A 22220-nucleotide genomic window follows, 5' to 3' on the forward strand; every position below is an offset into this window, starting at 1 on the left:
ATCATACTTTGAGCATTTTTGCAATCGGTTGCACCTTACTAAATTGCAGCAAGGAAAGGTTGTTTGATGATTACTGTACGGCAGCAGCCATTTGGCGACTTTCGCTAGAAATCACTCGATTATGCGCTTTTGGATGCACAACGGTGACTGAGCAAGGGGCGTGACGAACCAGATAGGTACTGATGCTGCTAGGATTTGTGCGATCGCGATTGCCAGTCACAATCAAATCGATATTATTTATCCTTGCAACCTCACAGATTTTTCTTTCTGGCTCTCCTTTAGCCTGCGAGTAAGTCGCCGTAACACCAGCAGCTTCAGCCTCTGCCTGCTTTTGTTTCAGCAGCGCACCGAACTCGCTTTCAAACTGGTCCCACTCTTGCTCATAGGTTTCCTCTTTAGACGTTTCTACCACCTTGGAGAAACTATCCACTGAAGTGAGAGGATGCTTAGGGCTACCAGAAGCAAACGGATCTAGTACATGAACTAAATGCAGCTCGGCCTGGAGAGATTTGGCCATCGCTAGCGCCGTATCGAAGGCCCACTCACTAGAACCTGACTCGTCGATAGTGACTAAGATTTTATTCAACATCCAAAAAGCTCCTGATTTGAGAAAATTTTTCTGTATAGCACGTTACCAATTATAAATGGCGTTAAAAAAACTGCAAGCAAAGGTTACGAGTTTGTCGCAATTAGGCAGAACTATCATTCTTTAGACATAGCTCGCTAAAGTCGTCTATGGAAAATTACTTACGACTGCTAACATAATCGCTCACCAAAATAGCAATAAATACCGGCGGGTATATCTGCCTAATAATCGCTTCCAAGTTAGTTAAAACTAATGCGATATCACTGACGGGGACAATATCGCCATATTGTGTTGAGTCAGTAAACGCGCTGCATATTCAATCATCAAGTTAGGATTTAGAACGACGCAAGGCTCAGTCATAATCTCGTACATCCGAACTTGTTTGGTATCGCGACCAAAGGCAAAAACTTGAACCCACAACATCACCAGCAGTGACTGTTCCATAGGCATCATATGCATCATTAGGCTGAAGGCAATGATAGACATCAAAACATTTAGTGGTATACCCATAGACAACAATTCTCTAGGAACGGTGAACGGAATAGCAGGCACTAGAAATAGTGCCGCGCCTAACTGTGAGCCTGTCATCACCGCTAAAGAGGAAATACCAGATAGGATTTGCTTCGCATAGGGAGCTGCGATCACATACGTCAAAGACGCCAGCAAACAAGCACCAACGGCCAACCAGCACCCAGAAGCCGTCGCTACGCTCTCCCAACCGACTAACCCTACAACACCCACGAATCCCAACACAAATCCGACCAAGCTGGCAGACGTCATATCGGGCAGGAGTCTTTTTGCGAAACATACGGAACTGTGACGGCTAATTTGTCACTTTTGTCTCTTTCGATAGTCAATTTGTCACTTTTAAGAGACTCTTGAAACAACCTTTCAAAATAAAATGACCTCCAAAAATAGCTCTCCACAGGGGTTTAGGATTGACGACACTAATCTGTCATCACGACATTTAATTAGTCCCTATACACGAGTTCTCAAATCGTAGGTATCTTCCTCTTTAGGATCGAGTCGCGAGAGAGTGATGGGCTATCGGCTAGCCTTAAAGTTCTATCACAAAGTTTCTGAAGTAAGGACGCCTCATGACTAATGACCACTAGTCCTATCTGTTGCTTTGCTACAAACGAGAGTACGGACTGCCAGATTAGTGCTTGGGTATTGGCATCTAGCATGGCGGTCATTTCGTCGGCAATGAGGTATTGAGTAGATGGATTGAGGACACGGGCGATCGCAATTCTCTGTAGCTCACCGCCACTTAACTCATGAGGATAGCGATTGAGCCAGCCGGAATGAACACCCAAAGCTTGTAGATAAGCGGGGTCTGGAGAATAGCCCTCTCGAAGGATCTGACGAATGCGCCAACGAGGATTTACCGATAGCTCGGGATTCTGAAAGACAAGCTGCACCGGGCAGTAGCCTTTTGTGGGCAATAATTGGCCCTCAATAGTTACTGTTCCTTTCGTCGGCGATAGATAACCTGCCAGCAATTTCCCTAAAGTTGTCTTGCCATAGCCCGACGGAGCCATCAGACCCAGTACTTCGCCCGGTGCTACAATCAAACTTCTGTTTTTAACTATCCAGGGCTGCTGATTGCCGTAGCGAAACCACAGATGATTACCCTTTAGCATGAACGCACCTCACCCAGCCTTCGCGTACTTTTCTTAGTTGGGGCCGTTCAGCGTCGCAGATCTCACTTACCCAAGGGCAGCGATCGCTAAATAAGCATCCTGTTGGCAACTGCTCAGGACTCGGCTGATTGCCTGGTACTGGCATGAATTCATTTTGCGGTAGAGATCGCCATAGCGCTTGAGTGTAGGGATGGCGCAAGTTACCGCTATGAAAGTCTCGCGCAGCAGCAATTTCCACTGTTGTTCCAGCATAAAAGACGGCTACCCGATCAGCAATCTGCAAGGCAGCTTCAATATCGTGCGTGATTAAAATGACGCCACGGCCTTCTGTTGCTAACTCTCGTAGATGACTAAGCGTTTCTTTTACAACATCAGGATGAAGCCCTGGGGTGGGTTCATCAGCAATCACAAGCTGGGCTTTAGTCACTACGGCGGTAGAGACGAGCACCCGTCTGGCCATGCCTCCCGAAAGCTGGAAGGGATAGCGATCGCGCACATTCATAGGCAAATCATAACGAGTAAAGGTTCTATCTACGCCAGTCTTGGCCTCTGCTTTAGAGCATCCTGTGAGCTGTGCGACTCGTTGAACCTGAGCGCCGACTTTCATCAGCGGATCTAAATAGCCAACGGACTGAGGAATCAGCGCAATGGCCTTGCCGCGCAGTGACTGGCAACGCTTGGGCGTCAGCATTTCCCCTTGAAATCGCATCGTGCCGCTGATCGCTGCATTCTTTGGCAAAATTCCTAATAGCGCATGGGCTAAGAGACTTTTGCCCGAGCCGCTGGCACCGACCACCGCTACCACTTCACCTGACTGCACATCTAAATCTAGATCTGTGATAACGGTAAGCTGCTTGCGGCGTAGCCCCTGATTGTACTGGGTGAAGGTAACGCCTAGGTTCGAGATTGATAGCATAATCATCCCTGGCTAGTTTTAGGATCGAGAAGCGATCGCACATTCTCTCCGAGCCAGTCAAACGCTTTTACCGAAAGCAATAGCAGCAGTCCAGGCATCACCCCTAGCCACCAGTAGCCGGTAGAGAGATGACGCATCGACTCGGCCAAGATAATTCCAATCGCTGGTAGATGAGGCGATAGACCAATGCCAATAAATGACAAAGCCGCTTCATGCAAAATAGCATGTGGAAACAACAGAATAAGTCCCACTAGTAGCTGCGGCACAATATGAGGCACCATATGATGACGGGCAATCCAAAGCGATGGTTTACCCAGGCGGCGAGAGAGCTGTACGTAATCGGCACTGCTCACCTGCAGCGCTTCCGCTCGAATTACCCGCGCTAAGCTCGTCCAATGCGTAAGGGCAACGGCAATAATCACGCCTTTGGTGCCGCCGCCGACCGCAAAAGCAATTAGAATCAACAGCACAAGGTGAGGCAGGCTAAAAAAGACATCAATAACCCAGATGATGACCGCATCTACCCAACCGCCAACCGTACCGGCGACTAAGCCTAAGCCTGTGCCGATCAGGGCGCTGACGCTAGCGGCAAGCAAGCCCACCCGCAGACTTAATGAAAGGCCGTGAAGCGATCGCCTCAACATATCGCGGCCTAGCCAATCGGTGCCAAAAGGATGTCCCCATGAAGGCGGCTGATTGCGCTCGGGAAGCATAGTCCCTAGCCCTGAATCTCCTAAAATCCAAGGACTCACGATGATGGCTAAAAGAAAAATACCGCCTATAGCGATCGCCGTTAAAGTCTGCTGTCTTCTGTTGTTTTGTTGCTTTAGAGGGGGAGAGTCTGGCCGCGTAGGTGCAATCAACGTCATGTCAAGGAATCTCCCAAACGAATGCGCGGATCAATGACCGGATAGGCCAAATCCGCTAGCGTATTGCCTGTATAAACAAACAGAGCGCTAAAAAACACAATTCCTACTAGTAAGGGAATATCGCTACGCAGTGCGGCTTGTACGGTCGCTTCTCCTAGTCCGGGATAGGCAAATACCTGTTCTACTAACACGGACCCGCCAAACAGCTCGCTAAGGGAGGCAAACTGTAGCGTAATAGCTGGTAAAAGAATGTTGCGAAACCCGTGGTAGCGCACAATGTTCCATAGGCTTTCGCCCTGAGCGCGAGCAAACAGCACATAGTCGCTGTGGAGAACGTCGATTAGCTTCTGGCGCGTGTGCAAAGTAATGTTGGCAATGCCAATAATGCTGAGGGCAGCAGCCGGTAGTAGCAGATGGTGTAAGCGCTGCCAGAATGTCACATTTTGAGAGAGTACACCAGGCGGCGCAGCGCAGCAGACAGGCGCTATTTTGAACGACACGGCAAAGATAATTAGCAGTAAAAGGGCGACCCAAAATGTCGGCGCGGAGGCTAGCGTATAAGCATAGAACCGGATAAGTCGATCTGGCCAGCGGCCTTGTAGTGCGCCTGCGGTGATGCCCAAAGCTAGGCCGAGTAGTCCAGAGAAAAGCCATGCGATCGCCAGCATCTGCAAAGACGCCTGAAACCGCGAAGCAATCACTTCACTCACCGGCTGATTGAACACTAGAGACGTTCCCAAATTACCCTGCACAAGCTGTCCTAGCCAGTCGAGAAAGCGCTCTCCTATTGGCTGATCTAGCCCCCACCGCTCGGCAATCAGTACTTGTTGTTCGGGGCTAATTTGCATCATATCCGCACCGATATAAGCCTTTACTGGATCAATCGGTGAGAAGCTCAGCAGCACGAAGGTAAAAACAGCGACTGCCATCAACAACAGTCCGAGTCTCAACAGCTTTTGTGCCGCAAATATCACTATAAATAAAAGCAGAGGCTTTACTCGCATGTCCATGCCCAGTCAGCAATATTCGCAGTAATCGGCCAGCCATGGCCGTGGGGTTCTACCTGCAACTGGCCAACGTCTAGGCAGTCATCAACAAAGTAGGTATGATCTAAATTCACTAGCCACGCCCAGGCCGCATCACCTTTGGTCGTTACGCCCTGGTCGCCATCCCACTGAGCCGCTTTCCAGTAAGTTATAGCCTCTGCTTCTGAAGGCGCGCCCATCGCCAAGTCCAGCGTACTGTCAATGGCAGAATTAGCATAGTAGCCCGTGTTGTAATAGTCTCCTTGTGCTGACTGCGAATGATACAGATTGTACATTTCTGTTTGGTCGTGACTGCCCCAGCCAAATACCACCACATTGCTGTGCATCAGTGGCTCAATATCATCCCAGCTCTTCCCTTCTACGTTGGCCTGAATGCCAATAGGCTCAAGCATTTCAGCAGTAGAAAGGGCCAGCGCCTGACGAATACTGTCGTCCGCCTTATACAAGATTGTAAATTCAGCTTTCATCCCATCTTTTTCAACAATTCCATCACCGTCGCTATCGACCCAGCCGTCCTCAGATAAAATCTCTTTGGCTTTCTCTGGTTGGGCATCTTCGATGCTAGCTTTAGGCTCTTCCCAGGCCAAGCCGCTCACCGGCCCGTAAGCAGGCGACCCATACCCTTCCAAAATGCCATCAACCATAGCCTGACGATCGACCGCGTAGTTAACCGCCTGTCGAATTGCTAGGTCAGCAGTCACATCGTTACCAATCGGATCGCCATCCGGCGTTTGTTTACTATTCGTGGGTAAATAAGGAAACATCAGTCCTCGATTATCAACGCTAACAACATCTCGTAGCGTCATGCCTTCAATCTGTTGTACCGCTAGCGACTGGGGCACAGCGGCAACCTGTGCCTGCCCAGACTTAGCCGCCGCAAAAGCCCCATCTTCTTCAACAAATAAAAACACCAGTCGCTCTATGCCCGGAGCCTCACCATAGTAGTCAGGGTTGGCTTCTACAATGAGCTGTTGGCCTTCGTCCCACTGCACCAGGGTGTAAGGGCCAGAGCCGATAGGGCTGCGAGCGTAGTCTTCTCCATGGGCGTGTTCTGGTACAATTCCCAGCGTAATCAGTCGATTCACAAAGGTACTTTGAGGCTGCTTTAGCGTCAGCTCTACAGTGCTCTCATCTACAGCAGTTGCGCTCTCTAGCTGGGTGACATCCGTTAGCCCACCGCTCTCTGCGGCTTTGTTGAAGGTATAAGCCACATCTGCAGCGGTTAGCGGTTCTCCATCAGAAAAGACAGCATCTTCTCGAATCATCACCGTCCAGGTTTTACCGTCTTCACTGATGCTGTAGTCGGTAGCTAGGTCGTTGACAATATTTAAGTCTTCATCACGCTTGAGCAGCGTACTTTGAAACAGCGGTGCCCCGTATCGGCCCCAGCCTAAGGTGGGGTCATAGCCCTCTTCGCTTTCACCGCCGATGGCAAGCACGATTTGCTCAGCAGAACCAGACTGAGCAGGTAGGTTTTCAGCCGCATTGTTGTTTGTGTTTTGCTCTGCTGTGGTCGAGGCACAGTTTGTAATCGTCAAACCCATTACCAAAGCGCTAAAAAACCTAATTAAACGATCTCGTTTCATAACTATCAATTGACTAAAGTAGTACTGTAGGTGGATAGAGCATGGCCTAGATAAACCGGTCAAGGGCTGCTTTGAGCGCTTCTACTTCTGCCTCAATACTGCCTTCATCAGCAGCTCTGGTAATACACTCGCTCAAGTGTTCGTCTAACACGAAGCGAGCGACGCCGTCTAAGGCACCGCGAACCGCTGCAATTTGAGTAAGCACATCTGGGCAGGGACGATCTTCTTGCACCATGCTTTTGATACCGCGAATATGGCCTTCAATCCGCGAAAGACGGTTGACGATTCGCTTTTGAGACGCTGCGCTATGAACGTGAGCAGCGCCCTGACCATGCTGATGGACGGCAGCAGGTATTGTTTCGTTCAAGTGGCTGTTTTCATTTAGACGGGCTTCGGCTGGCTGACTTGGTAAAGGCTTCACTGAGTAATGCGTAGTGGGCGGAGTAAAAAATCGCAACTATATAAGAGGTAGCCGCAGCGTCGATTTGCCGGAGCCTTTGGCACCAATAAAGGCAATGGTTTCTGCTACTTTTATTTGTGAATTTGTGTTTACTTTTCTAAGTACGTTAACGTTCAAAGACCCCCAAAACAATCCGGGGGGAGGGGATATGAGGGCTAATTTAACCCTTGAGCTGTTTACTGACTCAGACGACTTATTCTTATTCAGCAAATTCTCTTTCGATGCCTTCGGTTCCTGCTAGAGACCACTAATATCCGCCGCTGGTTTTGCTGACTGCTAATTTTATTATCTGTCTCTAAACAGCGAAGATGAGACAATAGATTAGCGGTAGCCAAGTCAAAAGCCGTATGCAGTCTCCGTAGTCTCTATGAGTAAGCATATTCTAATTCTCACGGCTGGTTCGAGAGGGGATGTACAACCGTATGTAGCGTTGGCGAAAGGTCTACAGCGAGAAGGCTTTGAGGTTACGATAGGCACCGATTCAACCTTCTCTACGTTGATTGCTAGTCACGGTGTCGGGTTTGCGCCGATGCGGGCACCTTTTGCTCAGATGGCGCAGACCGATGAAGGAAGCGCTGCCCTTGCAGGAAAGAAGTCGTTTGATCTGAAGAGAATTAAGATAATGCTGCGGCAGATGATGGACGATGCCTGGGCGATCGCGCAGCGCATAAAACCCGATATGGTCATCTATCATCCCAAGCCATTGGCTGGCTACCACATTGCCGATAAGCTAGGGATACCTGGAATTCTGGCAGTGGCACTTCCTCTGTATTCACCTACAGGCGAGTTCTTTAATCCCATCCTGGGTGGGGGCGATCGCGGCCATCTACTCAACTGGCTGAGCCATACGCTCTTTCTCAAAGCTTCTCTATTACCGTACCGAGGCTTTATCAACCGCTGGCGAAAAGAACAGCTAAATCTTCCTCCTTTCAGTAGTGAGCTAACAATGCGAGGAAGGCCAGTCCCAATACTGTATGGCTACAGCTCTGCGGTTATGCCTGTACCCAACGATTGGAAGAATAGCTCACACGTGACCGGATACTGGTTTCTAGACTGTGACAAAGCCTGGGAGCCGCCTGCGGAACTAGCAGCGTTTCTAGCAGAAGGAGAAGCACCTGTGTACGTTGGCTTTGGCAGCATGGCTGCTCGTGATGCGCGCTATACAACAAACCTGATTCTTGAAGCTATTCAAAAAGTTAAAACGCGGGCTATCTTAGCAATAGGATGGGGTGGCCTCTTCGACCTAGAGCTGTCAGAAATTCCAGAGAATGTTTATATGCTAGAGAGCGCTCCTCATGATTGGCTATTTCCTCGATGTAGCGCAGTCGTTCATCACGGTGGCGCAGGCACAACTGGCGCTGGGCTAAGGGCGGGTAAACCTACCGTAGTTTGTCCGTTCTTTGGCGATCAGCCCTTCTGGGGAAAGCAAATTTACAAGCTAGAGGTAGGCCCGCAGCCAATTCCTCAGAAGCATCTGAGTACAGACAGTCTGACGCAGGCAATACGGGAGGCAATATCAAGCCCTAGAATGCGCCAGAATGCTGAGTCTATAGGTGAAAAGATCAGCGCTGAAGATGGCGTAGCTCAGGCCATTCAGATTGTAAAACGCCACCTGTAAGGGAGCTAGGAAGTGCGGCTCTATTGAACCTTTAAGCATCGTCTTACCGCTTGTTTAAAACTGTCGGATAGTCGTTAGAAGTAGGTTGTTTAGCAGCGGGTCTGTTTCTAATCAATTCACGTTCTAACCTGTAGTCGTGTAGGAGATAACGTAGTGACTCAAGATCAAGCCCGAATGATTGTTGCATTCTTGTCGGCTCTTGGCTTAGATCGAGTAGACGTAGTCGGTCATGATACGGGCGGCGCGGTGGCGCTGATTTTGGCGATCGAACATGCCTCTTTAGTTAATCGATTGGTCATCTCTAATTCGGTTTGGGCGATGGACGATCCTTGGCAGAAATCAGAAGACGGCGCACGGCTAGCTAGTGAGATTCCAACCGCGCGTTTCCAAGCAATTGAAGGCGCTTCCCATTGGGTGCAGCAAGACACGCCTGAACAGTTCTCAGATGCGCTTCTCACCTTTCTCAAATGAGATTGTATAGTGCTGGCTTTGCTTTGTTAAAGTCTTTAACTAAGCAAGGAGGGGAGGCGCTATCCTCCTACGGCCTCACTTAGTGCTTCTTGAATCACATCGTCAGCTACACCACGCCGCTTCAAGCTATCGATGAGTGAAGAAACGGTATTGTTCTCTAGTCGTTCTAGATCGCTGCGTAAGCCCTGTCTGTGAGTACATGCCAGTGGCTGATAACCAAAGAATCCTAGAACAGGCACGATCCGTTTGACAGCTTCGATGACATTTTCGAGCAATCGACTTTGTTCTAACGTTTGACGTAGGCTATGCGGCCTAGTCTAGCGTTAGCATCAATTCTATCTATTGCAGCTTTGAGGCAGTGCTCATGTCATCCCAATCGAATCAGTCTTTAGAAGTAAAGGAGGTCACCCTCTTTGACCGGATCTTCCGAGATAGTGAAGGCAATATCGTAGTTGCTCAGCCGCCTAATTTGCCTGTTCTCGTCGGCGTTGCTGCCGCCATTCTTCAGTCCCTACTGCCCAGCGGACAGCTACAAAGGGCCGCAGAACTCTTTGCGTTCGGTGCTTTGTTCACCTGGGCATGGCAAGAACTCTTTGACGGCGTCAACTACTTTCGCAGAGCGCTAGGGCTCATCGGGCTGGCAGCTCTGATGACGCTAGGGCTTAATTCTTTGAGTATGTGAGTCAATCTCGCTTTGAGCGCACTTTGAACCGCATAGAAGCAGGCGGTGCCATCGTCAAGCCTCGACGAGCGGGCCGCAGTGGACGAGGCCGTACCAGTGCTAGCTCAAAGTCTTGTAGTAGCGTCGCCACGCTGAGTTTAAGTTCCATCATCGCTAGGGCAGAGCCAATACAGCGCCGATGACCGCCACCAAAGGGCAGAAACTCATAAGGCGCAAACTGACGTTCTAGAAAGCGCTCTGGGCGAAATTGCTTCGGCTCTGGGTAGATGTCTGGGCGCTGGTGGACGACGTAGGTCGCAGGCATTAAGGCGGTTCCGGCTTTGAAGTGATGTCCGGCAATAGTCTGAGACGATTTTAAAACGCGGATAAATGTCGTTGGCGTAATCGGATAGATCCGTAGCGTCTCTAGGCAGAGGGCGTTCAGGTAGGGAAGCTGTAGGATAGCCATCGGATCGGGCTGGGGACCAAGCTCTGCTAGTTCAGCGCGTAGCTTGCTTTGAACCTCGGGTAGATAGTGAATCCAATACAGCAGCCAGACGGCGGCGGAGGCGGTTGTTTCGTGTCCGGCTAGTAGCAGCGTGACCAATTCGTCATGGAGTTCTGCGTCGGTCATCGCCTCTCCCTGTTCGTCTCTCGACTGAAGTAGAAGCGTCAGGATGTCGGTCTTTTCTGTTTGAACCTGCTCTGAGTTCTGGAGAAGCTGGCGGCGCTCTTGGATTTCTGCATAGATAAGCGATCGCACTTCTTCACGCAATCGAGTGAACCTTGTCCAAGGACTCCACACACCCCAGTTTTTCTGCAAGCCTGGAAAGAATAAGAAGCTGGCGCTGATGGGATAGGAAAAGAAGTCTAGCAAAGTACTTAGCTGCTGCTGTAGCTGAGAGAGCCTCTCTCCTTCTCTGAGGCCAAACACGGCCTGTAAAATCACGCCCATCGTCAGCGACTGTATGGGCGGGCGGGCTACAATCGAGCGGCCTACTTGCCAGTCAGCACTGACCTGACGAGTGATATTGCAAATTAGCGTTCCGTAGGATCGCAGGCGATCGCCATGAAAAGGCGGCATCAGTAGCTTACGCTGCCGACGGTGAGGCTCGCCATCTAGCAGCAAGATAGAGTGATTGCCCACCATTGGCTGCAGCACTCGGTTGTTACTACCAGTTTCAGCCGTGCTAGCGTCCAGCGCGAAAATCTCTCGCACCATCTCTGGCTCGCCCACATACACCAGCGGTGATTCACTATCTGCGCCAATTTGGAAGGTAGTGCCATACCGCTGAACGTTGTCGTCCATGTAGCGGGTAGGCTGCAAAATCAGGTAGAAAACCCGTAGCAGACGACGCCACCCTTTGGCTTTTGGCCCGTCAATTATAGGATTGCTTGGCTCTCCAGGCATATCTTCGGGCATTCCCAGCATCTCGCTGTTTTGAACACTCATCTTGGTGGGTTGTAGACTCATCTCGGCTTGTTCCTATCAATTCAGCTTATCTATTTGTAACGAACGTTAAATTCAGGATAAGAGCCCGAATTAGACGACGCCCTGTGATATGTAGCCGCCGCTTCGTTGCGATTAGGCTATACGGGGAATGCTAGGGATGAAAATTTGCCAAGCTTGAATCTTTTCATCCTAACGCATATGTCTCAACCTACAGCGACAGTAGTTACGCAAGAAGGACTGCTACATCGGATTGCAAATCGCATTCGTCAGTCATTGGAGCTGCAAGAGATACTAGATGCGATGGTGGTGGAGGTTCGAGACTATCTGAGAGTTGACCGGGTCAAGGTATATCAGTTCAACCCGGATGATAGTGGTGTAGTAATTGCCGAATCAATAGAAGAAAAGCGCTTGCCTTCTCTACAAGGTCTTCACTTTCCAGCAGACGATATTCCACCTTATGCGCGCGAGCTATTCCTTAAAGCGAGACAGCGATCAGTTGTTGATGTCGATCGAACCATGATTGGCATTAGTCCGCTAGAGAATCCAACGACCAGTCACTCAGAAGACAGCCCAGACATTCGCTACAGACCTTTAGATCCGTGTCACGAAGAGTACCTCACAGCGATGGGCGTCAAATCTTCTATCATTGTACCGATTGTGTTAGAAGAACTCTCTACAGGCAAAGAGCCAGCTGCCTCACCAGGTCAACTGTGGGGCCTTTTAGCCTGTCACCACAGCGAATCGCGAGCAGTGACAGAAGCAGAGCTACAGTTTATTCAAGCCGTGGTCGATCAAGTGGGGGTTGCGATCGCCCAGTCCATCTTACTCAACCGTGTCAGAGCGCAAGCGCAGCAAGAAGCTAACATCAACCGCGTCACCAAGCTACTGCAGACCAGCCCTGCTATCAAGTTACAAGCTGCCCTAGAAGAAGCTGTTGAAACTCTTAGCGGCTCTGGCGGTCGGCTATACGTGATGGCAGAGGCCGATATCACGAAAGAGATCTATATATATGGTTTACAGCCTAGCGTTATCGACGTAGAACATAATCGAACAGTCGAAGAGAACTATCTGTGGAAAAACTTCGTTCATTCTGTCACTGAAGCCAATCCAGATACTACAGGCTACAAGCCCTGGTCTGTTCAATGGATGAACGCAACATACAAACTAGGAGATAAAGGACTTACCCCCGAAGAGAACCCTGATATATGGGCCATCAACGATATCTATCGTGAACCCCTGTTTAGAACACTAGCGCCCTTTTTCGAGCCTACTTCTGTACGGGGATTACTCATCGTACCGCTTTACTACGGTGACCAGGTGGTTGGTTCTCTTAGCGTCTTCCGTGATGAGATCGATACAGAAATCACCTGGGCAGGCTGGCATAATCCAGATAGCCGACAGCTGATGGCTAGACGCTCTTTTGAAGTATGGCAACAAGAGAAAACAGGAACTTCTCAAGCTTGGACATTCGCTGAAATCAGCTACGCCAAAGCACTGAGCGAACGATTTTCAACTGCAATCAAGCAGTACAGACTCTATCAACAGGTGCAATCACTCAATGCCAATCTAGAGCAGCAAGTAGAAGAGCGCACTGAACAGCTTCAGCAGAAAACAATACAGCTACAGTCTTCAAATGCAGAACTTGAAAGCTTTATCTCAAGGCAGCAAGCACTCTCTGGTATTGTTGCGAAGATTCGTGAGTCTCTCAACATTGAAGATATTTTCCAGATTACGACCGCAGAACTCAGTCAGCTAATGAAGGCCGATAAGGTCTCGGTCTATCGCTTCAATGAAGACTGGGGGGGCGAGTTTGTCTCCAGCTTTGAAAGCGTGAGTCCACATTGGAAGGAGGTGGGTCAGTTTGGTGAGAATACCGTCTGGAACGATACCCATCTACAGGAGACAAAAGGCGGGCGCTATCGAAACGGAGAGAACTTTGTTGTGAACGATGTCACACAACAAGGCTTCTCGCAGTGCCATATCGATATCTACAACCAGTACGAGATCAAATCTTTTATCAACGTTCCTATATTTTTTGGTCAAGAGCTGTGGGGTATTCTAGCCGTCTTTCAACAGCAGCACATTCGACAGTGGAAGCCTTCTGAAGTAGATTTTGTCAGTCAGATCTCGGGGCAGCTTGGAGTCGCCTTACAGCACTCTACACTGCTTACCCGTATGCAGCATCAGGCTAGAGAACTCAAGGCATCCAACACAGAACTGTTTAGAGCCATCGATCAGCAAAAGACCCTATCTAGCATCGTTGCTAAGATTCGTGAGTCTTTAGATATCAACCAGATCTTCAAAACAACAACAAAGGAACTCACGCAGGTCCTAAAAGCAGACAGAGCTTCTGTCTATCGGTTCGACAAGGATTGGGGAGGCGAGTTCATTGCAGAGTTTGAAAGCGTTGCCCTAGAAGAGATTAACGTGGGGCAGCTAGGTATAAACACTGTTTGGGACGACACTTACCTTCAAGAGAATGAAGGCGGTCGATACCGTGATGGTAAAATTAGCGTTGTCAATAACGTGTATGACTGCGGATTTTCTCAGTGCCATTTAGATCTGTATGAACAGTTTCAAATTAAGGCATTCGTGCTGGTGCCTATCTTCGTAGAACAAAAGCTTTGGGGTTTGCTAGGCACCTACCAGCATAAGCAACCGCGCCAATGGAATGCTTCTGAGGTCGAGTTTGTAGAGCAAATAGCAGCCCAGCTCGGTGTCGCCACACAACATGCCTCTCTCGCCGCTAGCGATCAGCAAAAAAACAGCCAGCTATCCACCGCACTTGTTGAGCTTAGAGCAACTCAGACCCAGCTGATCCAAACTGAGAAGATGTCTAGTCTAGGTCAGCTAGTAGCAGGGATTGCCCATGAGATCAACAATCCCGTTAATTTCATCCACGCTAATGTGGCTCACCTAAAGGAGTACTCAACTAACCTCTTAAAAGTACTTGAGGCTTATCAACAGTCTTACCCTGACCCCTCTGAGGAGATTCAGGCGCTGCTAGAAGATGCTGATATTGACTATCTCTGTGCCGATCTGCCTAAGCTCTGTATGTCCTTATCTACGGGGACTCAGCGGATTCGTTCAATCATTACATCCCTGCGAAACTTCTCACGACTAGACGAAGCAGAGGTGAAAGCCGTCGATCTGCAAGAGGGTATCGAAGGCACCTTGCTAATCTTGCAGCATCGGCTGAAGACTAGCCGCGCAAAAGTCTCTGTTGAGATTGCTAAAGACTATGGCGAGCTTCCTTTAGTGGAATGCCATGCGAGTCAGATCAATCAAGTCTTTATGAACCTGATTACGAATGCCATCGATGAACTTCAGGCGATCACGCCTGCTACCGAAGAGGAAGAGAACAAGACAATTCACATAAAAACTCAGCAAATAGATAGTGAGCGGGTGAGAATTTCGATTCAAGACGATGGTAGAGGGATTTCAAAGAATGCCTTAGACAAACTGTTCGATCCGTTTTTTACGACCAAGCCAGTCGGCAAAGGCACAGGTTTGGGGCTTTCTATCAGCTATCAAATTATTGAGAAACATGGTGGTAAGCTGTACTGCGAATCAGTCGTAGGTGAAGGCACTACCTTTGTCATTGAGCTGCCAACTAAGATGGAAGCAGCTTAACGATGTTCTAGCTTCTGAATGGCAGCGTGCTTAGAATCTGATTGCGAATCTGATTGCGAATCTGATTGTCTAACAGGTTGTCCAATAGGCAAAATCTAACCGCCAAGAAGGCTAGAAACTAATAAGTCAAGACGACCACTCAACTAATTTCCCCTGCTGCTCGATTGAGTGATCGGCAGCTTCGAGCATTCTGACTATTCGGAGTCCGGCCTCTCCGTCCGACACCGGACGGCTACCCTCTCTAATGCTCTCAACAAATTGAGACCCCATTTTCCATAAGGCTTCTGTTCTGTCTAGTTGGGGAGAGCATATTCCCTCTTCTCGGTAGCCAATCGGCATATTGTGACAATCGTTGAAGTGACTACTTGAGACAATGCCTTTATCATAAACCTTTATTTTTTTGGTTGAATCTAGATCGTCGTAGACAAGCATTTTGAGATCGCCTCCAATCGTTGTAAGGCGTATCTTTTCCGGTGCTAGCCAGTTGACATGGACAGAAGCGATTACGTTTTCTTTGAAAAACAACCTTAAGTAAGCAATATTTTCTTTTTTTCGATAAATATGACTTGCGCCTATTGCAGAGATTGCATAGGGTTCGTAAGGTAAGACATAGTCTATGATGGACAGATCGTGGACTGCTAGATCCCAAACTACATTGACATCGCGCTGAAATTTTCCTAAATTAACTCGTACTGAGTCGTAGTAATAAATATTTCCTAGCTGATTCAAAGCTATTAATTTCCGAATTTCTTGTACTGCACTGGTGTAGACAAAAGTATGGTCCACCATGAGCAGTAAATTACGTCGATTTGCTTCGGCCACCATCCTTGCCGCTCTATCTACTGTGTCTGCTAAGGGCTTTTCAACCAGGACGTGCTTGCCTGCGAGCAAAGCTCTCATAGCCAGATAATAATGCGTAGAGCTAGGAGTAGCAATGACTACCGCATCAATTTCAGGGTCTGTGAAAATATCTCTGCAGTTAGTTGTAATCTGAACATTCGGATAGCAGACCCTGACATTTTTTAAATTGTTTAAATCTAGATCACTAACAACCTTAACCTGCACATCTGGAATCGCGAAAAAGTTTCTTACCAGATGATTTCCCCAGTATCCGAAACCAATAATTCCAACGCTAATTGTACGTTTCATTAGTTGCAAATCATAACAGCTCTACAGCACCCTGACGCTCTACAGCCCTTCTTGCTTTAGTTGATGAAAAATATTCTGCTCATGCTAGATATTCTCGTGGCTAGTTCTCAACTTAACTGATAATTGATTCTATGTCGAAAAAAAATGTTTCCGGTAGAATACATCTGTCGAATTGAGATAGCAACAGATGGAATGCTGCTTATACAAGCGTCTATACGCATTCAAAGGTTTACAGATAAAGTAAAGCTAGCAAATGTGATCTGCAATACTGTTGCCCACGCTGCCTAAAAATCCGCTAGTCCTAAAATCTGTCAATAGCCTCGATATGCCCTACTGTTGCTATCGATTGACCCCATTATAAATCTTTGATCTCATACAGCAGTAGGTGGAAGTGTACAGAATATTGGCTGCGTCCTCAAGCTCGTCCTTAGGTTCTTATGCGATACGATCATAGAGGAATTTTCGTCAGTTCGAGCAGTAAACGCTTAAAGGGAAGACGGTCTATAAAGCTCATTGCACCAATAATTGGCTCGGCTCAACTAGGTTAGCTATAAGCAAGTAGCCTGGCTATAAACAAAGTCTCGCCGGGTTGAGCCTACTATCACCCAAAAAATACACAGCAGTTAGAGCGCACTGATGGTATCGCCCTGTACTATGTCGTTTTTTGTAAAATCTATAGGGAAAAATGATTAAGTTTGTAGACTTAGACTGGCAGCATAGATTGCTTCGTGAATCTCTTGAACAGGCTTTCTATAGCGTGTTTGAGAGTAATAGTTTTATTGGAGGTTCTCAGGTAGATGCGTTAGAAAGTGAATTTGCACGGCTGCATCATTGTAAGTATGGTGTCGGTACTAAAAGTGGAACAGATGCGCTAGTTGTTGCACTAAGAGCGCTCAATATCGGAGCGGGCGATGAAGTGATTGTTCCTGCGATGACGTTCTTCGCTACCGCCGAGGCTGTCTGTATCGTAGGCGCTACCCCTGTATTCGTAGATGTTGAGCCTATTACGTTAGGCATCGAGCCAACGCTAGCTGAAACAGCTATCACCGAGAAAACAAAAGCGATCATTTTAGTACATTTGCACGGCTGGCCAGTTCCTTTGGCTCCTTTCCTTGCGATCGCACAAAAGCATAATTTGGCCCTTGTCGAAGACTGTGCTCAGGCGCATGGAGCTAGTGAAAACGGTCATCTAGTAGGCAGCCGAACCCAGGTAGCCTGCTTTTCCTTTTTTCCAGGCAAAAACATAGGCGCATTAGGAGATTCTGGCATGGTCATCACCAATCATCAAAAGCTAGCCGAAACCGTAAGAATATTGGCAAATCATGGCCGACAGGAAAAGTATCTTCATACTATGGTCGGCTACAACGCTAGGATAAATGAGATGCAAGCAGCCTTCATCAATGTCAAACTTCCATACATGCATACCTGGAATGATAAAAGACAAAGCCTGGCGGCTTACTACAATCGGCAGTTAGCAGACATGCCTTTACAGCTACCGCCCGCTTTTGACGAACATCGATTGCCGTGCTTTCATCTCTATGTTATCCATTGCAGTAGTCAAGCAGTGCGCGACAACCTACAAGCTTTTCTTGAGGAGAAAGAGATTGCGACTGGCATCCACTACCCAGTTCCCCTACATTTACAGCCAGCCTTCAGACAGTTCTCTTGCCAGCCAATGCCTGTGGCAGAAAAAGCTGCTAGCTGTATTCTTTCGCTACCTATCTATCCCGGTATGAAAATAGAACAGCAGGATTATGTAATCGAGCAGATAAAGCAGTTCTTCTCCCAATGATAGTCGTCCCTTAAAAAGTAGGATTGTTTCTGATGTCTAAAAATATCTTATTTTATACACCGAATTTATCTGCTGATATAGAACTTATAGGCGGCGTAGAGACAAGTACTCTCGCTACAGTCAAACAGCTCCGCCACGGTAAATTTAATCCTATTGTGCTGACTCACGGGGCTGGTCAGTTTGTTGCCGAATTGCAGGCCGCTGATATAGCTACAGTAACAATTCCTGTTCAGCGACAGCTAGAAAGACTGAGTCGAAATCGAATTCTTGCTAATCCACTGAATCTGATTGCAGGTATATCGGGATTGCCTGCTCTTATTAATAAAGTGAGCAAGCTACTGCGTCAAAGAGAGATAAAGCTGGTTCACTGTCATCATCCTTATGCTTTTATTATCGGAGGCATTGCGGCAAGACGGGTCGGCGTACCTTGTATCTGGCACTTTCACGAAATCTGGGAGCCTGGGCTACTCAAGCAGTTTTACCTGTCGGCAGCCAGATTGTTGGCCGATCATATTATTACAATCGCTGAGTACGAGTCCCAGACGTTTCCTCAAGGGACAAAGCTTCCACCGATTAGTATTATCTACAACGGGTTTGATTTTGATGAATTTCGCCAAAGGAAAAACTGCGATCGCCTCGAAGTGCTACAAAAGTTCGAGCTTGAACCGGATAGTTGTCTTATAGGTTATATCAGTCATCTTGCTCCTTATAAGGGGCAATCAACTTTTTTACAGGCTCTAGCTCAGATAGTAGACAAAGAGCCCAAGATAAAAGCTCTGTTGGTGGGTGCCCCTCGAAAGTCTTACGAAAACTATTCGTCCGAATTAAGAGAGACAGTAATCAAGCTGAATCTAGAGGATAAAGTAATTTTTACCGGAGCGCGTTCAGATATTCCAGACATTATGTCGGCGCTGGATATATTTGTTAATGTCTCTGAAAATGAAGAATTCAATCGAGTGATGGTCGAAGCTATGTGCTTTGGCAAGCCTACAATCATCAGCGATTTGCGAGGAGGGTCGGTCGTCGTTCAAAATGAAGAAACTGGTCTGCTCGTATCACCCAAAGATCCTGACAGCTTAGCTGAAGCTATTCTAAGGCTAGTAGAAGATAAAAGCCTCCGCCAGGCGCTTGGCTTATCTGGACAGAAACATGTCGAACGCACATTTTCGATTGCGAAAATTACGCAGGACTATGAAAAACTCTACGAACAATATTGTTATTAGCCTTTGAGGTACTGTGTGTAATAGCGCAGTTATCTCCATTATCCGAGTTGCGAGTCGCTACTGCCAGTAACTTCACAACGACTGCATAGCCACTACGACAACGTTCTTATGGCAGCCCGAAATTCAAGAAAAGAAAGACAAGATTGCTCTTTCAAAAAGTGGCCTTTCAACAGTTCCGTATGTATGCTCTACTACTCCATTGCTGGCAATCCCAAGAATCCGCCGCTGCTTTTACTTCACGGTTTCTTAGGTAGCCACGCCGATTTCAGCCAGATTCTGCCGCTGCTCTCAGCTCACTTCTACTGCATTACGCCCGATCTACCTGGCCACGGCAGCACCAACACCGCACTAGGCCACTACACCTTTGTCCGCACCGCCCAGGCTCTTGTCGACCTATTAGATTATCTCAATATTTCAAAGACGCATGCGCTCGGCTATTCTATGGGTGGAAGAATAGCGCTCTATCTGACCTGCGAATTCTGCGATCGCACCGAAAAAGTCATCCTAGAATCAGCTTCTCCGGGGCTAAAAACCGCCGCTGAAAGAAACTGCAGACGACAACAAGACGATCTGACCGCGCTGAGCTTACTCAAAACGCCGCTGCCAGAATTTCTAGAGCAGTGGTACAACAATCCTTTATTCGCTAATCTAAAGCGGCATCCTGACATCTATGCCGCGATGCTGCAGCGTCGTCTGTCTAATAGACCAACAGAAGCCGCTAGAGCACTATGTGGCCTCAGCCTAGGACGTCAGCCTTCCCTCTGGAACAAGCTGGCGTTATTCAAAAGTCCTTTACTGATCGTCGTAGGAGAGCTGGATCAAAAGTTTGTTGCTATTGGCAAAGAGATGTTTGAAACCTGCCGAAAACACCAGCCGCAGACAACTCTCCTAGTTTTTGAGCAGTGCGGTCACAATCTGCATCTGGTTGCACCTAACGCTTATGCTAATGCTGTCGTTAGGTACTTGAAGACAGGCAGGTCACTTAGCTAAATGAGCTGATGGTTGCTCCCGCTTCGATGACTAGCGAATCTTCTTCTACTGTTAGCTTATCGAACTGAAGATCCATTCCTTCTAGCTCAAAATATCTAAGATCCAACAAAGATTCTGTTGTATCAATCAGGCCCTGAGTAAGTTCTGGCATGTCGTTGTCAGACTCTTCGTATCTGACATCTTCTAGGGTGACGCCGTGGCCATTCTCTATGAGTTTCGGCTTAGCTGAAAATGCAATGTGATGAGTCTCTACCTTTTCAAAGATCATTACGTCTGCGGCCAAGGCAATCCGACCCGCCTCAGGGATGGTAAAGCTAACGTTGCTAGCATCGGTAGTGATTTTCTCACCAGAGGGTAATTCTACTTTTTGACCTCTGAGCTTTTGCTGGATGTAGTCGGCATTGAAAGCATTCTGAATATCTGCTGCTTTCAAGACAACTTTTGCAGTCGCGTCAGTGGGCCGCTCTAGCTTGATATCACCGAATGCAGCTTTGAGCATGTCGATATCGACCGCGTTCGTCTGCAAAGTCATCTCTTCTGTACGCAGGTCGTTTTGGATCACTAGGCCGCGCCCTTTAACAGTGGCTTGGTCAACCTCTCCTCTAGCAATTTTGCCAGGGTCGGTATGAATGTCTACATCTAGCGATTCAACTTGATCTAGCTGTGACTTGATTCCCTCCTCAGCTAGCTTGCTAATTGCCTGTTCGCCAACATTCTCATCTCGTGAACTCATCTGTTGTCCTACTACTCTTCCTACCTGACTAATGCTATAGAGTGTAGGTATTTTGCGACAGTCTCCCCTTCCTCCAGAAGAGGGAGAAGTCTACTGCCAGATTCTCACGGACTGATCTTTACCGCCGCTGATTAGCGTTTGCTCTACGGGGTCGAAGGCGACGGTCAATACCCAGTTGGCGTTGGTATCTAGCGTTTTGGCGAGCTGCTGGGTAGAAAGATCCCAGGTTTTGAGCGTGCGATCGACGCTGCCGCTAGCGAGGGTGTTACCGTCTGGGCTGATAGCGAGGGTAACAACGCGGCTGCTGTGCTCTTCTAAGGTTGCTTTGAGATCGCCGCTTTCTAGATCCCATAGCTTGATGGTGGTATCCCAACTGCCGCTAGCAAGGGTGCTGCCATCGGGGGTGATGGCGACGGCGCGGGCGGTGCTGCGATGACCTGTGAATTCTTTAATAACGCTGCCAGTCGCTAGATCCCATTGAGTGATGGTGCCGTCGTCGTTAGCACTGACAAAGGAGTTGCCATCGGGCGCGATCGCAATAGACCAAACCGGCATATCTACCGACCGGCGATAGAGCGCGTCACCACTCTCCAAATCCCAGGCAGTAATTGTCCCATTGTAATTGCCGCTTACAAACGTACGCTGGTCGGAGCTAATGTCCACCGTCCACACGGGCGCGCCAGTTTCAGTGGGCAGACTATACAGCAGCTCGCCAGACTGAGGATTCCACACCTTGATGCCGTCGCCGCTGCCGCTGATCAGCCTGTCGCCTGATTCGGTGACGGCCACTGTTCTAATTGTGTCGTTATGTCCGATCAGCACGCGCTCTAGCTGGTTGACTGGCCCATCCCAAATCTTGATATCCCCTTCGGCGTTGCCACCTGCCACCATCAGGCGACCGTCTGCTCGGACATAAGTAGCAACCGACCACACGTGGCTGAGGTCTTTGAGAGTTCTCACTAGCTTTAGTGAGGGCACAGACGCGGCTGGCGATGGCATCTGGGACTCAGAAGGTTGCGAGTCAGAAGGTTGCGGCGAGTCAGAAGGTTGCGCTTCGGACGTCTGCACGCCTACCGTTGACTCGTCTGGCGAGGGTGAGGTATCACTGCTCTGATCGGCTACAGGCGACTCTGATGGTGAGTTGGCCGATGGACGAGTGCCACCCGATCTGCTGACAATCAGGCCGCCTGCGACGAGTGCCAGGATGACGCCAAGCGCTGCGATCGCCCCCTTCCAGACGTTCGATTTCGGCGACTGCGGCTGCGGCTCTAAATCGGGTTTTGGCTCGGTTGTTGAACTGGCCGCCTTTGAACTGGCGGTCTTTGAACTGGCGGTTTTCTTTTGCGTGTCTGAGTCCATTGGGATCTATCCGCTTGGCTCTAACCCCTCGG

At 48.6% G+C, this 22220-nt stretch carries 20 protein-coding genes; 7 read left to right on the plus strand and 13 right to left on the minus strand.

Features of this window, described 5'->3' with window-relative positions; genetic code table 11:
- Positions 1-70: 70 nt before the first annotated feature.
- From IQ256_RS05290 to IQ256_RS05325, 8 genes are all read right to left on the minus strand, one after another.
- Complete coding sequence (locus IQ256_RS05290) at positions 71-589, minus strand: universal stress protein (RefSeq protein WP_193854508.1); 519 nt, start codon at positions 587-589, stop codon at positions 71-73.
- A 246-nt stretch (positions 590-835) separates the two neighbouring features.
- A complete protein-coding gene (locus IQ256_RS05295; protein WP_193854547.1) occupies positions 836-1366 on the minus strand; it encodes a hypothetical protein in 531 nt (176 codons plus the stop codon).
- A 212-nt stretch (positions 1367-1578) separates the two neighbouring features.
- Entirely contained in the window at positions 1579-2229 is a 651-nt protein-coding gene (locus IQ256_RS05300; RefSeq protein ID WP_193854509.1) for an ABC transporter ATP-binding protein, read from the minus strand.
- Positions 2216-3145, minus strand: coding sequence for an ABC transporter ATP-binding protein (locus IQ256_RS05305; protein ID WP_193854510.1), 930 nt, complete (start codon positions 3143-3145; stop codon positions 2216-2218). Before IQ256_RS05305 ends, IQ256_RS05300 begins: the two co-directional genes overlap by 14 nt.
- Positions 3146-3147: 2 nt before the next feature.
- The gene (locus tag IQ256_RS05310) at positions 3148-4014 is read right to left on the minus strand and encodes an ABC transporter permease (protein ID WP_193854511.1); all 867 of its coding nucleotides are present in this window, start codon (positions 4012-4014) and stop codon (positions 3148-3150) included.
- A complete protein-coding gene (locus IQ256_RS05315; RefSeq protein ID WP_193854512.1) occupies positions 4011-5024 on the minus strand; it encodes an ABC transporter permease in 1014 nt (337 codons plus the stop codon). The genes IQ256_RS05310 and IQ256_RS05315 overlap by 4 nt, the downstream gene beginning before the upstream one ends.
- Positions 5009-6646 carry an ABC transporter substrate-binding protein gene (locus IQ256_RS05320; RefSeq protein ID WP_228024596.1) on the minus strand — a complete coding sequence of 546 codons (1638 nt, stop codon included), beginning with the start codon at positions 6644-6646 and terminating at the stop codon, positions 5009-5011. The genes IQ256_RS05315 and IQ256_RS05320 overlap by 16 nt, the downstream gene beginning before the upstream one ends.
- A 46-nt stretch (positions 6647-6692) precedes the next feature.
- On the minus strand, positions 6693-7067 hold the full coding sequence (locus IQ256_RS05325) for a metal-sensing transcriptional repressor (RefSeq protein ID WP_370623348.1): 375 nt from the start codon (positions 7065-7067) through the stop codon (positions 6693-6695).
- Positions 7068-7473: 406 nt separating this feature from the next.
- Between IQ256_RS05325 and IQ256_RS05330 the strand changes: the two genes are divergently transcribed.
- Entirely contained in the window at positions 7474-8724 is a 1251-nt protein-coding gene (locus IQ256_RS05330; protein WP_193854513.1) for a glycosyltransferase, read from the plus strand.
- 153 nt (positions 8725-8877) lie between these two features.
- On the plus strand, positions 8878-9195 hold the full coding sequence (locus IQ256_RS05335; protein ID WP_370623349.1) for an alpha/beta fold hydrolase: 318 nt from the start codon (positions 8878-8880) through the stop codon (positions 9193-9195).
- A 59-nt stretch (positions 9196-9254) separates the two neighbouring features.
- Here IQ256_RS05335 and IQ256_RS05340 read toward each other — a convergent pair whose 3' ends face one another.
- A complete protein-coding gene (locus tag IQ256_RS05340; protein ID WP_193854514.1) occupies positions 9255-9470 on the minus strand; it encodes a hypothetical protein in 216 nt (71 codons plus the stop codon).
- Positions 9471-9559: 89 nt separating this feature from the next.
- On the opposite strand from IQ256_RS05340, the gene IQ256_RS05345 reads away from it, so the two are divergent.
- A complete protein-coding gene (locus IQ256_RS05345) occupies positions 9560-9877 on the plus strand; it encodes a hypothetical protein (RefSeq protein WP_193854515.1) in 318 nt (105 codons plus the stop codon).
- Position 9878: 1 nt separating this feature from the next.
- Here the strand turns inward: IQ256_RS05345 and IQ256_RS05350 are convergent, their stop codons facing one another.
- A complete protein-coding gene (locus IQ256_RS05350; protein WP_228024597.1) occupies positions 9879-11330 on the minus strand; it encodes a cytochrome P450 in 1452 nt (483 codons plus the stop codon).
- Between the two features lie 177 nt (positions 11331-11507).
- On the opposite strand from IQ256_RS05350, the gene IQ256_RS05355 reads away from it, so the two are divergent.
- A complete protein-coding gene (locus IQ256_RS05355; RefSeq protein WP_193854516.1) occupies positions 11508-14942 on the plus strand; it encodes a GAF domain-containing protein in 3435 nt (1144 codons plus the stop codon).
- A gap of 126 nt (positions 14943-15068) precedes the next feature.
- Here the strand turns inward: IQ256_RS05355 and IQ256_RS05360 are convergent, their stop codons facing one another.
- Positions 15069-16091, minus strand: a complete 1023-nt coding sequence (locus IQ256_RS05360; RefSeq protein WP_193854517.1) for a Gfo/Idh/MocA family protein — start codon at positions 16089-16091, stop codon at positions 15069-15071.
- A 685-nt stretch (positions 16092-16776) separates the two neighbouring features.
- On the opposite strand from IQ256_RS05360, the gene IQ256_RS05365 reads away from it, so the two are divergent.
- The 3 genes from IQ256_RS05365 (at position 16777) to menH (ending at position 20096) form a co-directional block, all read left to right on the plus strand.
- Complete coding sequence (locus IQ256_RS05365) at positions 16777-17883, plus strand: DegT/DnrJ/EryC1/StrS aminotransferase family protein (RefSeq protein WP_193854518.1); 1107 nt, start codon at positions 16777-16779, stop codon at positions 17881-17883.
- A 32-nt stretch (positions 17884-17915) separates the two neighbouring features.
- On the plus strand, positions 17916-19106 hold the full coding sequence (locus IQ256_RS05370) for a glycosyltransferase family 4 protein (protein ID WP_193854519.1): 1191 nt from the start codon (positions 17916-17918) through the stop codon (positions 19104-19106).
- A gap of 183 nt (positions 19107-19289) precedes the next feature.
- Positions 19290-20096, plus strand: coding sequence for a 2-succinyl-6-hydroxy-2,4-cyclohexadiene-1-carboxylate synthase (gene menH, locus IQ256_RS05375; protein ID WP_193854520.1), 807 nt, complete (start codon positions 19290-19292; stop codon positions 20094-20096).
- Here menH and IQ256_RS05380 read toward each other — a convergent pair.
- Both IQ256_RS05380 and IQ256_RS05385 read right to left on the minus strand, forming a co-directional pair.
- Entirely contained in the window at positions 20089-20829 is a 741-nt protein-coding gene (locus IQ256_RS05380; protein ID WP_193854521.1) for a DUF2993 domain-containing protein, read from the minus strand. The genes menH and IQ256_RS05380 overlap by 8 nt on opposite strands.
- A gap of 90 nt (positions 20830-20919) precedes the next feature.
- Positions 20920-22188 carry a WD40 repeat domain-containing protein gene (locus tag IQ256_RS05385; RefSeq protein WP_193854522.1) on the minus strand — a complete coding sequence of 423 codons (1269 nt, stop codon included), beginning with the start codon at positions 22186-22188 and terminating at the stop codon, positions 20920-20922.
- Positions 22189-22220: the final 32 nt, after the last annotated feature.

It is taken from the genome of cf. Phormidesmis sp. LEGE 11477 (assembly GCF_015207105.1).
In the GTDB taxonomy this organism is placed as follows: domain Bacteria; phylum Cyanobacteriota; class Cyanobacteriia; order Phormidesmidales; family Phormidesmidaceae; genus Phormidesmis.